The sequence below is a fragment of the Pseudomonas sp. HLS-6 genome (assembly GCF_002753995.1).
In the GTDB taxonomy this organism is placed as follows: domain Bacteria; phylum Pseudomonadota; class Gammaproteobacteria; order Pseudomonadales; family Pseudomonadaceae; genus Aquipseudomonas; species Aquipseudomonas defluvii.
Window position 1 is genome coordinate 454,985 of sequence record NZ_CP024478.1, and the last position, 14,871, is coordinate 469,855.

Sequence of the window (14,871 nt, forward strand, 5' to 3'; positions counted from 1 at the left end):
CGTAATGCAGACCTTGTACCCGCAGATCAAACCCTACGCCCGACACGATCTGGCCGTGGAGGCGCCGCATGTGCTGTATGTTGACGAGAGCGGTTCGCCCGAGGGATTGCCGGTGGTGTTTATCCACGGTGGGCCGGGAGCAGGGTGTGATGCACAGAGTCGCTGCTATTTCGACCCGAACCTGTACCGCATCATTACCTTCGATCAGCGCGGCTGCGGGCGCTCGACTCCTCATGCCAGCCTGGAGAACAACACCACCTGGCATTTGGTCGAGGATCTTGAGCGCATTCGCAAGCACCTGGGTATCGACAAGTGGGTGGTGTTCGGTGGTTCCTGGGGGTCGACCCTGGCCTTGGCCTATGCCCAGACTCACCCGGAACGCGTACATGGTTTGATCCTGCGCGGTATCTTTCTGTGCCGCCCACAGGAAATCGAGTGGTTCTACCAGAGTGGCGCCAGCCGCTTGTTCCCTGACTACTGGCAGGACTACATCGCGCCGATTCCCGCCGAGGAACGCGGCAACCTGGTCCAGGCTTTCCACAAGCGCCTGACCGGCAATGATCAAATTGCCCAGATGCATGCCGCCAAGGCCTGGTCGACCTGGGAAGGACGTACCGCTACCCTGCGGCCCAACCCGTTGGTCGTCGACCGCTTCTCCGAGCCTCAGCGCGCGTTGTCTATTGCGCGGATCGAATGCCATTATTTCATGAACAATGCATTCCTTGAGCCCGACCAACTGATTCGCGACATGCCGAAGATCGCCCACCTGCCTGCAGTGATCGTGCATGGTCGTTATGATGTCATCTGCCCATTGGATAATGCCTGGGAGCTCCATCAGGCCTGGCCAAACAGCGAGCTGAAGGTGATTCGCGATGCAGGGCATGCGGCGTCTGAGCCGGGTATCACCGATGCGCTGGTGCGTGCTGCCGACCAAATGGCCCGGCGTTTGCTGGACTTGCCACTGGAAGAAGCGTGAAGGGCCTGTTGCAGCGCGTGCGTAGCGCACGCGTTGAGGTGGACGCAGAGATTGTCGGGGCGGTCGACCAGGGATTGCTGGTGCTGGTTGCCGTCGAGCCGGGCGATACCCGCGCCCATGCCGACAAGCTGCTGCACAAACTGCTCAATTACCGCGTGTTCAGTGATGAGCAGGGCAAGATGAACCTGTCGCTCAAGGACATTCAGGGCGGCTTGCTGCTGGTCTCGCAGTTCACCTTGGCGGCTGATACCCAGAGCGGATTGCGCCCGAGCTTCTCCAGCGCTGCACCACCTGCGCTGGGCGCGGAGCTTTTCGAGTACTTGCTGGGGCAGGCGAGGGCGTTGCACGCTACAGTTGAAAGCGGGCGTTTCGGTGCCGACATGCAGGTACATCTGGTCAATGATGGCCCCGTAACATTTATGTTACAAATATAAGGCTGAAAACCTCCTTTTTTGCAGGAAAAAAGGAGGGTTCTAGCAGAAATAGTTGTGTTGCCCTGATGCGTTGTAGCGCCGCCTGCTAGATAATCGCGCGCTACCAAGATCGGCGTTCGCCGATTTGTTTTACTTTAACTTGAGAACTGTCTGACGCCGTTTAGGGAATCATTACGCCCTTTCGGAGTCCGAACAGTGCTCGCCAACCCGGCAAGCGATGGCTGGCAGTTGGTTCTTTGATCTGTTTTCGGCGAGGGTTGCTCGTGATTGTAAGTCCCTGTAATGCACCAAGAACTTCTGGCAATCGGCTGCGCAAGGCTCTGGCAGCCGGCTCGGCGCTCGTCTGCCTGCTCGGCGCAGGCCAGCTCTGGGCGTTCAACCTTGACGATGTAGCGGCCAAGGCGAAGGATCTTGCCGGGCAGAAGTACGAGGCGCCGAAGAGCAACCTGCCCGCAGTGTTCCGCGAAATGAAATTCGCGGACTACCAGAAAATTCGCTTCCGTGAAGACAAGGCCGAATGGGCCAAGGCCAAGACGCCGTTCAAGCTGTCCTTCTATCACCAGGGCATGCACTTCGACACCCCTGTGACGATCAACGAGGTTGTCGGCAGCAAAGTCCACGAAATCAAGTACGACGCCAGCCGCTTTGACTTCGGTGACCTGAGCTTTGACAGCAAGGCCACTGAAAAGCTCGGTTACGCCGGCTTCCGCGTGCTGTACCCGATCAACAAGGCTGACAAGCAAGACGAAATCATGACCTTGCTGGGCGCCAGCTATTTCCGCGTGGTCGGCAAGGGGCAAGCCTATGGCCTGTCTGCCCGTGGTCTGGCTATCGACACGGCACTGCCTTCTGGCGAAGAGTTCCCACGCTTTACTGAGTTCTGGATCGAGCGTCCAAAGGCGACCGACAAGCAACTGGTCATCTATGCGTTGCTTGACTCGCCACGTTCCACCGGTGCTTACCGTCTGACCCTGCGTCCGGGTAGCGACACCATCGTTGACGTCAAGTCCAAGGTGTTCCTGCGTGACCGTGTCAGCCGCTTGGGCATTGCCCCGCTGACCAGCATGTTCCTGTTCGGTGGCAACCAGCCATCGAAGGTGCTCAACTACCGTCCTGCCCTGCACGACTCTGAAGGCCTGTCGATTCATGCCGGCAACGGCGAATGGCTGTGGCGCCCGCTGAACAACCCGAAACACTTGGCCGTCAGCAACTTCAGCGTGGAAAACCCACGTGGTTTTGGCCTGTTGCAGCGTCAGCGCGAGTTCAGCCAGTTCGAAGACCTGGATGACAACTACCATAAGCGCCCAAGCGCCTGGATCGAGCCTGTTGGCGACTGGGGCAAGGGCACGGTCGACCTGGTGGAAATTCCAACTGCCGACGAAACCAACGACAACATCGTTGCGTTCTGGAGCCCGGAAAAACTGCCTGAGCCTGGCACTGCTGCCGAGTTCGAGTACCGTCTGCACTGGACCATGGATGAGTCCGAACTGCATTCGCCGAAGCTGGGTTGGGTCAAGCAGACCCTGCGTTCGACCGGTGATGTCAAGCAATCCAACCTGATCCGTCAGCCTGATGGTAGCGTGGCCTTCCTGGTCGACTTTGAAGGCCCGGTGCTCAAGGCGTTGCCGGAAGACACCGCTGTACGTAGCCAGGTCAGCCTTGGCGACAACGGTGAGTTGGTCGAAAACAGCCTGCGCTACAACCCGGAAATCCAGGGCTGGCGCCTGACCTTGCGGTTCAAGGTCAAGGACCCGAACAAGTCCACTGAAATGCGTGCTGCGCTGGTACGTGACGTTCCTGTTGAGCCGGCCAAGCCGACCAAGCAGGAAAAAGCCGCTGCCAAGCAGGCCAAAGACAAGGCCGAGAAAGCGGCCGCACAGCCAGCCGCCGATGCGGCATCCACCACCACGGCTCCGGCCACGACCGAACAAGTCCTGACCGAGACCTGGAGTTATCAGTTGCCTGCCGATGAGTAAACACTCTGCACAACCAGGGTCGCTGAGCGAATACCTGGAACACCTGCCACTGAGCGACGAGCAGCGGGCCGAACTGGCCAGCTGCACCTCGTTCAGCGAGCTGCATCAACGCTTGTCCGCACAACCGTCTGCCGGGGAGGCCGAGGCCGCCCAGGCGTCGGTTGCAGGTCGCCTTACCTTGGGTACGGCTGAGGAGCTGGAGGAGGCCGAGATGCTCGGCCTCGATGCCAGCGGTCGGTTGTGCCTGAAGGCTACCCCGCCAATTCGTCGCACTCGGGTGGTTCCTGAGCCGTGGCGGACCAATATCCTGATTCGCGCCTGGCGTCGTTTGACCGGCCGGACAAACGCCCCTGCGCCCGAAAAGCGCGAGCTACCGGCTGCACGCTGGCGCTGGGTTGGTTCGGTGCGCCGCTACATCCTGCTAACGCTGATGCTGGGGCAGACCATCGTTGCCGGTTGGTACATGAAAGGCATCTTGCCTTATCAGGGCTGGTCATTCGTCGACCTCGACGAGGTCCTGAACCAGCCGCTGCTGACCACCGTCCAACAGGTCTGGCCGTATGCATTGCAGACCAGCATCCTGGTCTTGTTCGGTATCCTCTTCTGCTGGGTATCCGCGGGTTTCTGGACGGCCTTGATGGGCTTCCTTGAGCTGCTGACCGGGCGCGACAAGTACCGTATCTCTGGCAGCAGCGCTGGCAACGAGCCGATTGCGCCGCAGGCGCGTACTGCGATCGTCATGCCGATCTGTAACGAAGATGTCCCGCGTGTATTTGCAGGGTTGCGGGCGACCTTCGAGTCGGTGGTTGCGACGGGCGATCTCGACCGTTTCGATTTCTTTGTGCTCAGTGACACCAACGACACCGATATTGCCGTGGCCGAGCAACAGGCCTGGCTGGAGGTTTGCCGCGAGGCCAAAGGCTTTGGGCGGATCTTCTATCGCCGCCGCCGTCGCCGTGTGAAGCGCAAGAGTGGCAACCTGGACGACTTCTGCCGCCGTTGGGGTGGGGACTACCGTTACATGGTGGTACTCGACGCCGACAGCGTAATGAGTGGCGAATGCTTGACCAGCCTGGTGCGGTTGATGGAAGCCAATCCGGACGCCGGTATCATCCAGACCGCGCCAAAAGCCTCGGGCATGGACACGCTGTATGCACGCATGCAGCAGTTCGCCACCCGCGTCTACGGCCCGCTGTTCACTGCCGGCCTGCACTTCTGGCAGCTCGGCGAGTCGCACTACTGGGGGCACAACGCAATTATCCGGATGAAGCCATTCATCGAGCACTGCGCCTTGGCGCCGTTGCCGGGTAAGGGTGCCTTCGCCGGTGCGATCCTCTCCCACGACTTCGTCGAGGCCGCACTGATGCGGCGTGCGGGGTGGGGCGTGTGGATTGCCTACGATCTTCCGGGCAGCTACGAAGAACTGCCGCCGAACCTGCTCGACGAGCTCAAGCGTGACCGGCGCTGGTGCCACGGCAACCTGATGAACTTCCGTCTGTTCCTGGTCAAGGGCATGCACCCGGTACACCGTGCGGTGTTCCTCACAGGTGTGATGTCCTACCTGTCGGCGCCGCTGTGGTTCTTCTTCCTGGTGCTGTCGACGGCGCTGCTGGCAACCAACACCTTGATGGAGCCGCAGTACTTCCTCGAGCCACGTCAGCTCTACCCGCTCTGGCCTCAATGGCACCCGGAAAAAGCCATTGCGCTGTTTTCGACGACCATTGTGCTGTTGTTCCTGCCCAAGTTGCTCAGCATCATTCTGATCTGGGCCAAGGGCGCCAAGGAATTTGGCGGTCGCTTCAAGGTGACGCTGTCGATGCTGCTGGAGATGCTGTTCTCCATGCTGCTGGCACCTGTGCGGATGATTTTCCACACCCGTTTCGTGCTGGCCGCGTTCCTGGGCTGGGCGGCAACCTGGAACTCGCCACAGCGTGACGACGACTCCACGCCATGGAGCGAGGCAGTTCGCCGGCATGGCCCGCAAACCCTGCTGGGCGTTGCCTGGGCACTGTTGGTGGCATGGCTGAACCCGAGCTTCCTCTGGTGGCTGGTACCGATTGTAGGTTCGCTGATGCTGTCGATTCCGGTTTCGGTGATCTCCAGCCGGGTCAACCTGGGCCTGCGCGCCAAGGATGAACGCCTGTTCCTGATCCCTGAGGAATACGCGACACCGCATGAGTTGCTGGCGACTGATCAGTACACCCATGAAAACCGTTGGCATGCACTGAATGACGGTTTTGTCCGGGCAGTGGTCGATCCACAGCAGAATGCCCTGGCCTGTGCCCTGGCGACGGCGCGTCATGGTGTTGCCGCACCGATCGAGGCCCTGCGTGCCGAGCGTATCGCCAAGGCGTTGGAGGTTGGCCCTGGCGCACTCGACGGCAGTACCCGATTGGCACTGCTCAGTGACCCGGTAGCGTTGTCACGCTTGCATGAGCGTGTCTGGGCCGAGCAGAGTGCCGCCTGGCTGGACGTCTGGCGGCAATCGATTGCCAGCAACCCGCATTCGCCGTTGTTGCCGTTACACCCGCAGTCGCAGGAGTTGCCATCGCTGGCTAATGCCTGATCGTTGAACTGCGCTGCAACCATCGCCGACAAACCGGAGTGCCCTACATGGGGCTTGGGCTTGCCGGCGATGTCGTTTCTGCCGACAACACATAACAAAGTGCCTATCGCCTATATGTGCCTTGCGGCGCATGGGGTAGCATCGCGCACTTCGATACAGTGCGTCGTCCATCAGGGCGATCTGCGATCACAATAAAATTCGAGCTTTCCTGTTGGGGGATCTGGTGATGATGAAAAAGTACCTGTCGATGCTGCTGGCCGGCGTCGCGGCACTGGCTACAGTGGCAACGGCCCAGGCCGGGGCAATTGACGACGCAGTCAAGCGCGGCACCCTGCGCGTGGGTATGGACCCTACCTACATGCCGTTCGAGATGACCAACAAGCGTGGCGAAATCATCGGCTTCGAAGTCGACCTGCTCAAGGCCATGACCAAGGCCATGGGCGTCAAGCTGGAGCTGGTGTCCACCAGCTATGACGGTATCATCCCGGCGCTTCTGACCGACAAGTTCGACATGATCGGCAGCGGCATGACCCTGACCCAGGAACGCAACCTGCGTCTGAACTTCAGCGAACCCTTCATCGTGGTCGGCCAGACCCTGCTGATCCGCAAGGAGCTCGCAGACAAGGTCAAGTCGTACAAAGACCTGAACACCGACGAGTACCGTATCACCTCCAAGGTGGGGACTACCGGTGAACTGGTCGCCAAGAAGCTGATCGGCAAAGCCAAGTATCACGGCTACGACAACGAGCAGGAAGCCGTGATGGACGTGGTCAACGGCAAAGCCGATGCGTTCATTTACGATGCCCCCTACAACGTGGTTGCGGTGAACAAGGCCGGTGCTGGCAAGCTGCTGTTCCTGGACGAGCCGTTCACCTATGAGCCGCTGGCCTTCGGCCTGAAGAAAGGCGACTACGACAGCATCAACTGGATCAACAACTACCTGCACCAGATCCACAACGACGGCACTTACAAACGTATCCATGACAAGTGGTTCAAAGACACCGCTTGGCTCAAGGACATGGAATAAGGCCGTCGTTCGACTGGCTTGAAACCTGACGCGCAGGCTAGCCCTGCGCGTTCGCTTTTACGGAACTACCTTTCGTGATTAAACACAAGAAAGCTCAGTGGCCTTGGCACGGGCTGACCGCATTGGTGTTGGTCGGCCTGGCCGTCAGCCTGTATTACGCGACCTCGGTGATTTCCTACGAGTGGCGCTGGAGTCGGGTGCCACAGTATTTCGCTTACCAGGCTGAAGAAGCGCAGCGCGCGGCCGGCTACGGCAAGGTCGAAGCCATTGTGCAGCAGGGCAGCATGGCCAAGGTCACCCTGCGCGACGAAGACGGCGGCGAACAGGTGCTGGACGTCGAGCAGAACAGCCTGCAGCTGTCCAAGGGCGACGATGTTGCTGAAGGCGATCTGGTGGGTGTCACTCGGCACTGGACCGCAGGGCCGCTGGCCTGGGGCCTGTGGACCACCGTATGGATTTCGCTGGCCTCCGGTGTGCTGGGCCTGCTGGTCGGCCTGGTGGCCGGTTTGTGTCGGCTCTCGAACAACCCGACCCTGCGCGACCTGTCGACGGTGTACGTCGAGTTGGTGCGTGGTACGCCGTTGCTGGTGCAGATCTTCATTTTCTATTTCTTCATCGGCACGGTGCTCAACCTGTCTCGAGAGTTCGCCGGGGTAGCAGCCTTGGCGCTGTTTACCGGTGCCTACGTGGCCGAGATCGTGCGTGCGGGGGTTCAGTCGATTGCCCGTGGCCAGAGTGAAGCCGCCCGCTCGCTGGGGCTGAGTGCGAGCCAGTCGATGCGCCATGTGGTGCTGCCACAGGCATTCAAACGTGTCCTGCCGCCGCTGGCAGGGCAATTCATCAGCCTGGTCAAAGACACGTCGCTGGTCTCGGTCATTGCAATCACCGAATTGACCAAAAGTGGCCGTGAGGCAATTACTACCTCGTTCTCGACCTTCGAGATCTGGTTCTGCGTTGCCGGCCTGTACCTGCTGATCAACCTGCCGCTGTCGCATTTCGCCAGCCGGCTTGAGCGGAGGCTCGCGCAAAGTGATTGAAGTTCGCGATCTGGTAAAAGTCTTCGATACCCGTGGTCAGGTGGTACGAGCTGTCGACCACGTCAGCACCGACGTAGCCAAGGGCGAAGTATTGGTAGTGCTCGGTCCTTCGGGGTCGGGCAAGTCGACCTTCCTGCGCTGCCTCAATGGCCTGGAAAGTTTTGATGAGGGCTCGGTGGCCATTGACGGCTTGCAGTTGAACGACCCGAAGACCGACATCAACGCCTATCGCCGTGAAGTCGGCATGGTGTTCCAGCACTTCAACCTGTTCCCGCACATGACCGTGCTGGAGAACCTGTGCCTGGCACAGAAGGTGGTGCGCAAGCGCAGCAAGCAGGAGCGCGAGGCCAAGGCGCGGGCATTGCTGGAGAAGGTCGGTATCGGTCAGAAGGCCAACGAGTACCCCTCCAGGCTCTCGGGTGGCCAACAGCAGCGCGTGGCGATTGCCCGGGCACTGTCGATGGACCCGAAGGTGATGTTGTTTGACGAGCCGACCTCGGCACTCGACCCGGAAATGGTCGGTGAAGTGCTGGACGTCATGAAGACCCTGGCTGTGGAAGGCATGACCATGGTCTGCGTCACCCACGAGATGGGCTTTGCCCGCGAAGTCGCGGACCGGGTGCTGTTCTTCGATCACGGCAAGCTGCTGGAGGACTCGCCACCCGAGGCGTTCTTTACCTCGCCAAAGGACCTGCGTGCCCAGGCGTTCCTGCGCCAGGTGCTGTAGCGCTTGTGTCATGGGTGCTGGTTCGCCAGCCCCCATGCTCGGGTCATTCCTTGCGCAAGGCTCAGATGCCGAATCGGCCGACCATCGTCGTCAATTGATTGCCCAGTTTCTGTAGCTCCACACTCGATCGGGTGATCTGTGTGCTGGCCGATGCGGTTTCCTCGGCAACATCGCGCACATTGATCACGTTGCGGTTGATCTCCTCGGCGACTGCGCTTTGCTCTTCGCTGGCTGTCGCGATCTGCTGGTTCATGCCTTGGATGTTCGAGACGCTGTGAGCGATCTGGGCCAGGGCCGCGCCAGCTTTTCTGCTGAGGGCAACGCTGTCCTGGGTCAGGTTCCTGCTGCTGTCGAGCAGTTCAACGACCTGAGCGGTACCGTTGTGAAGGTTGGCGATCAGTTCCTCGATTTCCTCGGTGGACTGCTGGGTGCGTTGTGCCAACCCTCGTACCTCATCGGCAACTACGGCGAAGCCTCGTCCAGCCTCACCTGCCCGGGCAGCCTCAATGGCGGCATTGAGTGCCAGCAGGTTGGTCTGCTCCGAGACCGACTTGATCACATCCAGAATGCTGCCAATGCGCTCGCTTTCCTGCGCCAACTTGCCCATTGCCTGGATTGAACGGTTGACTTGATCCGCCAGCTGTTCGATTTGTGCGACGGCTTCCGCGACGACCTGATCGCCCAGTTGGGCCTGATGGTCGGCATCACAGGCTGCAGCCGAAGCCTGTTCGGCATTGCGAGCCACCTCCTGTACCGTTGCGGCCATCTGGTTCATGGCGGTCGCCACCTGATCGGTTTCTTCCTTCTGGCTGCTGACACCGCCGTGCGTCTGAGCGGCTACGGCCGAAAGCGTCTGTACGGCGTCCGACAGCTGGGAAGTGCTATGACCAATACCGCCGATCAACTCGCGCAGGCTTAAGGTCATGCGGTGCATGCTGCGTTGCAACTGGCCCATTTCATCCCGGCGCGTCACCTCGCTATCGCCGCTCAGGTCGCCCTGAGCAATCCGTGCGGCCAGCTCAAGGGTGTGTCGCAGGGGCGTGGTGATCTGCAGGGTGATAATCCACGCAGCCAGAATGCCGACCAGCAGTGCCAGCGCGGAGACGCTGCTGAGGGCGGCTTGCGCGGTGTTTGCCTCTTGCTCTTGAACACTGAGTTGATGGTCTGTCAGGCGTTGGCCGACTTCACGCATCTGCTTGCCAAGGGTTTCCAGATCATTCTGTACATTTTCGACTGCAATGGCAGCATTACGGTACTGATCCAGCGCCTGGCCATAGCGGCTCAGCGCTGAGCCGCTCGCCTGCAGTGCCGAGGTGTCCGTCAGCTGGAGTTGAGCCAGTGCCGTACCCAACTGACCGAGTGCCGACTCGGCAGCGGTCATTGCCTGCTTGCCGACATTGGCAAAGGCGCTGGTAGGGTTGGACATGTAGGCTGGCACCTGACGTTGCTGGCTGACATTGTCGATCTGCCGGCCCAGGTTCTCCAGCAACCTCAGCGCCTTGGAGCGAGCCGTCTGGTTATGCTCCATATCCTGCAGGAGCAGGAGCTGCTTCTCGATGGCATCAATCGTGTCGAGAACTTGCTGCTCCTGAACCTCCAGCGCTTGAAAGTGCGTCATGCGCAACGTGACGGCTTTTTGCAGGGTGTCGAAGTCGCGCTGGTAGGTGTGCACGAGCTGTTGCTCGTCGTTCAGCAATTTCAGTTCTACGGGGTCGTCGAACTGCGGCAGCATGAGTTCCAGCATGTGCTGCATGTCGTTCAAGGCCTTGAGTACCTGGCCCTTGCTCTCATCGTCAGCCAACACCCGGAAGGTGATGCGCTCGGCGCGCAGATCCTTGTTGAGCTCACTGAGTCGGGCAATGCTGGACAGTCGCTTTGAGCTCTCAATGGCATCACCCAGCGCGGTCCAACCGAACAGGGTTATGGCCAGTGTCAGCGACAGAACCATGGCAAAACCGGCGGCGAGTTTGAGCTTGACGCTCAGGTTGCTAAGCAGGCGGGACAAGGGTCCGAACATGGCGGTTCTCCTGAATGATGAAGGGCTTCGCACCTGAAGGGGGAGGCGCGGCCATTGTGCTCATCGGCCGGAGAACGAGGACCTGAACCTGTGAGTGATGTAGGAAATTTCGCCTAAGTTTGCGTGAAATTGGAGTTTTTTACGTTATTTGTAGGGCTTTTCTTTCATTCATACATGCGCGCGCCGCCCGAGGCCAGAAAGCCAGGGGCGGCGCGCGTTTACAGGGTGTTTAATGACTACAGGCGAAACTTGCCGACAAGCGTCTGCAGGTGAGTGCCCAGGCGCGCCAGCTCGACGCTGGAGGCTGCGGTCTCCTCACTGGCAGCGGAGGTCTGGTCAGAGACGTCACGCACATTCATCACGCTGCGGTTGATCTCTTCTGCCACGGCGCTCTGTTGTTCTGCCGCGGCTGCGATCTGCTGGTTCATCGATTGGATGGACGACACGGTACGGGTGATCGTCTCCAGCGAGGTGCCGGCACGACGGGTCAGTTCGACGCTGCTTTCGGTCAGGCCGCGGCTGCTGTCCATCACGCTGGCCGCTTGCTGGGTGCCGTGTTGCAGGCTGGCGATCAACGCTTCGATCTCCTCGGTCGAGTGCTGTGTGCGTTGTGCCAGGCTGCGCACTTCGTCGGCCACTACGGCAAAACCACGCCCGGCTTCACCTGCTCTGGCAGCCTCGATGGCTGCGTTGAGGGCTAGCAGGTTGGTTTGCTGGGCCACGGCCTTGATCACGTCGAGGACACTACCGATCTTGTCGCTTTCGGTCTTGAGCTGGCTCATGGCTTCGCTGGAGTGTTCCACTTCGGTCGCCAGGCGCTCAATCTGGGCGATGGCCTCGCCCACCACCCGATCTCCTTCGCGGGCCTGCTGGTCGGCCATTACCGCCGCTTCGGAGGCTTCCTCGGCGTTGCGTGCCACTTCCTGCACGGTTGCGGCCATCTCGTTCATGGCCGTTGCGACCTGATCGGTTTCAACCTTCTGGTTGTTGACCCCAGCGCTGGTCTGCTCAGTGACAGCCGACAGCTGTTCGGCTGCGCTGGCAATCTGCGTAACCCCATCGCCGATACCACCGATCAGTTCGCGCAGGTTGTGGGTCATGCGTTGCATGCTGCGTTGCAACTGGCCCAGTTCGTCGCTGCGCTCGACGTTGAGGTGTTGGCTCAGGTCGCCGTCGGCAACACGGTCGACCACGGCCAGCGTATGGCGCAAGGGTACGATGATTTGTCGCGTGATGACCCAGGCGGCGATAACACCCAGCAGCAGTGCCAGGCCTGTGGCGAGTGTGAGCATCAGCTTGGCGTGCTGCGACTCGTCATCGCGCTGCTGGGTTTGCGACAGCGTCAGCTCGCGACTCAGGTCGAGCAACACCTGGCCCTGCTGTGCCATGCGCTGCAGGGCGTGTTCGCTGGCCAATTGGGCGTCACGGTAGAGGCCAACGGCTGCTCGGTAGCCGGCTAGCGCCTGGCCGGCGTTGGTCAGTGACTCAGTGTGCTCGGTCGGCAATTTGTCGATCAGGGCGTTGAGCTGGGCTGCGGCCTGATCGATGGCGGCGGTGGCGGTTTGTTCAAACTCTGGCTTGCCGCTGTAGGTGTAGCCGCGCACTTGAAAGCGCGCATTCTGCAGCAACTTGTCAACGGTCATTGCGCTGTTGAACTGGCTCAAGCTTTCACTTTTGAGCAATTGCTGCTCAATCTGCTCGAGCAGGCCGGCAGCGCGGTCAGCGCTCGTACCCAGTTGCCCACGGCTATGCTCGCGATCTTGTGCCGCCTGTTTGAGGTCGGTAAAGGCTCGCTGGTACTCGGCTACGGCATCGATCTGGCGACCGAGGCGGTCTTTGTCCTGGCTGTCGTTGATGCGCTTGCGCACCTGCTGCAGGTTGTCATCCAGGGCCGCCAAGGCTTTTTCTACATTGGCTGCTGCCTCTGCCGTGCGCTCTTTTTCATAGTTCAGGCGCTGATTGCGTAGCTCCTGGGTCTGCTGGCTCACGCGGGAGATTGCTGCAAGCTTGTCGCCGCGGTCGATAACCCCCTGCAAGCCCTGCCAGCCGGTGAAGGTGATGATCAGGGTTAACAGCAGCACCACGCCAAAGCCAATCCCGAGTTTCAGGTTAACGCTGAGATTGCCGAGTTGATGGGAGAACCAACGGTACATGGTGCGACTCCTTGCCAGCGGTCGAGGCGATTCATTGTTCTAATGCCAATGCATCGGCCTCGATCATTGAACCTGAAGTCAGAAAAGTCTGGCGAGCAATGCGGTTACTGCCGTTTCCACGCGTAGGATTCGGTCACCGAGCTGTACCGGCGTCAGGCCGGCCTTGTTCAGTAGATCGATTTCATAGGGGATCCAGCCACCCTCCGGGCCAATGGCCAGGGTTACCGGCTCGTTCAGGCCGCGTGGGCAGTGGGGGTGATTACCGGGATGACCGACCAGCCCGAGGGTGCCGGCACTGATGGCTGGTAGGCGATCTTCGACAAACGGCTTGAAGCGCTTCTCGATGATCACTTCGGGCAGCATGGTGTCGCGTGCCTGTTCAAGGCCGAGAATCAACTGCTCGCGAATGGCGTTGGGCTCAAGGAACGGCGTTTGCCAGAAACTCTTCTCGACCCGGTAGCTGTTGACCAGTATCAGTTTCGGTACGCCCATGGTTGCAATGGTCTGGAACACCCGGCGTAGCATCTTGGGACGAGGCAGTGCCAGCACCAGGGTGAGCGGCAGCTTGGCCGGTGGCGGCTGGTCGAAGGTGACCTGCAACTCTGCCTCATGCCCTTCCAGTCGCAATACCTGAGCCTGGCCCATTTGCCCGCCAAGGCGGCCAACCCGCAGGTTGTCACCGACCGCTACCCGGTGAATTTCCTGCATGTGGGTAAAGCGGCGGTCGCCCAGCACCACCCGGTCAGCCGCAACGAAGTCGGCTTCCTCAAGTAACAGCAGGTTCACGCTTGGGTCGCTGGCGGCTGGTCGTTGTGGTCTTGCTCCGGTGCCTCAGGGTGTTCGCTGCGCTTGCGGATCAGGCCGCCGAACAGTACGCCAATCTCGAACAGCAGCCACATGGGCACTGCCAGCAGCGTCTGCGAGAAGATGTCTGGCGGGGTCAGGATCATGCCGACGACGAAGCAGCCGATGATCACGTAAGGGCGTATCTTCTTCAGGTACTTGACGTCGACCACGCCGATCCAGACTAGCAGCACCACCGCCACCGGAATTTCAAAGGCAACGCCGAAGGCGAAGAACAGGGTCATGACGAAGTCCAGATAACTGGCGATGTCCGTCATCATCGAGACGCCTTCCGGTGTCGCACTGGCAAAGAAGCCGAAAATCAGTGGGAACACCAAAAAGTAGGCGAAGGCCATGCCGGCATAGAACAGCAGGATGCTCGATACCAGCAGGGGTACGGCGATACGCTTTTCGTGGCGATACAGGCCGGGCGCGATAAACCCCCAGATCTGATGCAGGATCAGCGGGATCGCCAGAAACAGCGAGACGATCATGGTCAGCTTGAACGGCGTCAGGAACGGCGAGGCCACATCGGTGGCGATCATCGTTGCGTTGGCCGGAAGGTGTGCGCGTAACGGCGCCGACACCAAGGTGTAGATCTGCTGCGCGAAGGAGAACAGCCCGGCGAAGATCAGGAAGATGGCCGCAACACAACGCAACAGGCGTGTGCGCAGTTCAGTGAGGTGTGAAACCAGCGGCATTGGCTGGTCGTTTTCCGGGATATCGCTCATGGGGCTCGCGGCGGTTGTGGCGAATCGTTGAGAGGCGCAGGCGCAGCCGGTGCGTCCGTGGCAGCTGGCGTCAGGCTCGGCGCTGGCTGTGCGGGGCTGCTTTCAGCCGGTGGCTGGAAAGGCTGGGGCGCTACGCTCTGCGGATTGAGGATCTTGCGTGCTTCTTGCTCCATCGAGAGGATGTGCTCGTTGTGCAACTGGCGACGAATTTCGTCGGCGCCGATCTCACGCTCCACTTCCTGCTTGATTGAATTGAAGCTGCGCTTGAGCCGCCCGATCCATAGGCCCGCAGTGCGCGCCGCGCCGGGCAGGCGTTCTGGGCCAAGTACCAGCAAGGCAACCAGGCCGACGAGCAGCAGCTCGGAGAAGCTGATCCCGAACATG

General features: G+C 60.3%; 11 protein-coding genes and 3 pseudogenes. 7 read left to right on the top strand and 7 right to left on the bottom strand.

What is annotated here, in order from left to right; translation table 11 throughout:
* Positions 1-4: 4 nt before the first annotated feature.
* The 7 genes from pip (at position 5) to CS390_RS02030 (ending at position 8,743) form a co-directional block, all read left to right on the top strand.
* Positions 5-976, top strand: coding sequence for a prolyl aminopeptidase (gene pip, locus CS390_RS02000; protein ID WP_065760646.1), 972 nt, complete (start codon positions 5-7; stop codon positions 974-976).
* Positions 973-1,410: a D-aminoacyl-tRNA deacylase gene (dtd, locus tag CS390_RS02005; protein WP_065760647.1), complete on the top strand. Its 438-nt coding sequence runs from the start codon at positions 973-975 to the stop codon at positions 1,408-1,410. Before pip ends, dtd begins: the two co-directional genes overlap by 4 nt.
* Positions 1,411-1,673: 263 nt before the next feature.
* Complete coding sequence (locus CS390_RS02010; protein WP_065760648.1) at positions 1,674-3,386, top strand: glucan biosynthesis protein G; 1,713 nt, start codon at positions 1,674-1,676, stop codon at positions 3,384-3,386.
* A complete protein-coding gene (gene mdoH, locus CS390_RS02015; RefSeq protein ID WP_099773362.1) occupies positions 3,379-5,952 on the top strand; it encodes a glucans biosynthesis glucosyltransferase MdoH in 2,574 nt (857 codons plus the stop codon). Before CS390_RS02010 ends, mdoH begins: the two co-directional genes overlap by 8 nt.
* 229 nt (positions 5,953-6,181) lie before the next feature.
* Complete coding sequence (locus tag CS390_RS02020; RefSeq protein ID WP_176717448.1) at positions 6,182-6,979, top strand: transporter substrate-binding domain-containing protein; 798 nt, start codon at positions 6,182-6,184, stop codon at positions 6,977-6,979.
* Positions 6,980-7,053: 74 nt separating this feature from the next.
* Positions 7,054-8,016, top strand: coding sequence for an amino acid ABC transporter permease (locus CS390_RS02025; protein WP_065760651.1), 963 nt, complete (start codon positions 7,054-7,056; stop codon positions 8,014-8,016).
* Positions 8,009-8,743: an amino acid ABC transporter ATP-binding protein gene (locus CS390_RS02030; RefSeq protein WP_065760652.1), complete on the top strand. Its 735-nt coding sequence runs from the start codon at positions 8,009-8,011 to the stop codon at positions 8,741-8,743. The genes CS390_RS02025 and CS390_RS02030 overlap by 8 nt, the downstream gene beginning before the upstream one ends.
* Before the next feature lie 183 nt (positions 8,744-8,926).
* Here the strand turns inward: CS390_RS02030 and CS390_RS25565 are convergent.
* The 7 genes and pseudogenes from CS390_RS25565 to tatB form a co-directional block, all read right to left on the bottom strand.
* Positions 8,927-9,677: pseudogene (locus CS390_RS25565) on the bottom strand (methyl-accepting chemotaxis protein); the annotation flags it as partial.
* Positions 9,660-10,760 (bottom strand): annotated as a pseudogene (locus CS390_RS25570) (methyl-accepting chemotaxis protein); the annotation flags it as partial. The pseudogenes CS390_RS25570 and CS390_RS25565, both read right to left, overlap by 18 nt.
* 236 nt (positions 10,761-10,996) lie before the next feature.
* The gene (locus CS390_RS25575) at positions 10,997-11,869 is read right to left on the bottom strand and encodes a methyl-accepting chemotaxis protein (protein ID WP_371917220.1); all 873 of its coding nucleotides are present in this window, start codon (positions 11,867-11,869) and stop codon (positions 10,997-10,999) included.
* Positions 11,852-12,913: pseudogene (locus CS390_RS25580) on the bottom strand (methyl-accepting chemotaxis protein); the annotation flags it as partial. The gene CS390_RS25575 and the pseudogene CS390_RS25580, both read right to left, overlap by 18 nt.
* A 78-nt stretch (positions 12,914-12,991) precedes the next feature.
* On the bottom strand, positions 12,992-13,699 hold the full coding sequence (locus CS390_RS02045; protein WP_065761272.1) for a 16S rRNA (uracil(1498)-N(3))-methyltransferase: 708 nt from the start codon (positions 13,697-13,699) through the stop codon (positions 12,992-12,994).
* The gene (gene tatC / locus CS390_RS02050; protein ID WP_065761271.1) at positions 13,696-14,487 is read right to left on the bottom strand and encodes a twin-arginine translocase subunit TatC; all 792 of its coding nucleotides are present in this window, start codon (positions 14,485-14,487) and stop codon (positions 13,696-13,698) included. Before tatC ends, CS390_RS02045 begins: the two co-directional genes overlap by 4 nt.
* Positions 14,484-14,870: a Sec-independent protein translocase protein TatB gene (gene tatB, locus CS390_RS02055; RefSeq protein WP_099773364.1), complete on the bottom strand. Its 387-nt coding sequence runs from the start codon at positions 14,868-14,870 to the stop codon at positions 14,484-14,486. Before tatB ends, tatC begins: the two co-directional genes overlap by 4 nt.
* Position 14,871 lies beyond the last annotated feature (1 nt).

Excerpts from the sequence above, each read along its gene's own strand:
- mdoH (WP_099773362.1), top strand. The coding sequence starts at position 3,379 with ATGAGTAAACACTCTGCACAACCAGGGTCGCTGAGCGAATACCTGGAA.
- CS390_RS02020 (WP_176717448.1), top strand. The coding sequence starts at position 6,182 with ATGAAAAAGTACCTGTCGATGCTGCTGGCCGGCGTCGCGGCACTGGCT.
- tatB (WP_099773364.1), bottom strand. The coding sequence starts at position 14,870 with ATGTTCGGGATCAGCTTCTCCGAGCTGCTGCTCGTCGGCCTGGTTGCC.
- tatC (WP_065761271.1), bottom strand. The coding sequence starts at position 14,487 with ATGAGCGATATCCCGGAAAACGACCAGCCAATGCCGCTGGTTTCACAC.
- CS390_RS25575 (WP_371917220.1), bottom strand. The coding sequence starts at position 11,869 with ATGCAACGCATGACCCACAACCTGCGCGAACTGATCGGTGGTATCGGC.
- pip (WP_065760646.1), top strand. The coding sequence starts at position 5 with ATGCAGACCTTGTACCCGCAGATCAAACCCTACGCCCGACACGATCTG.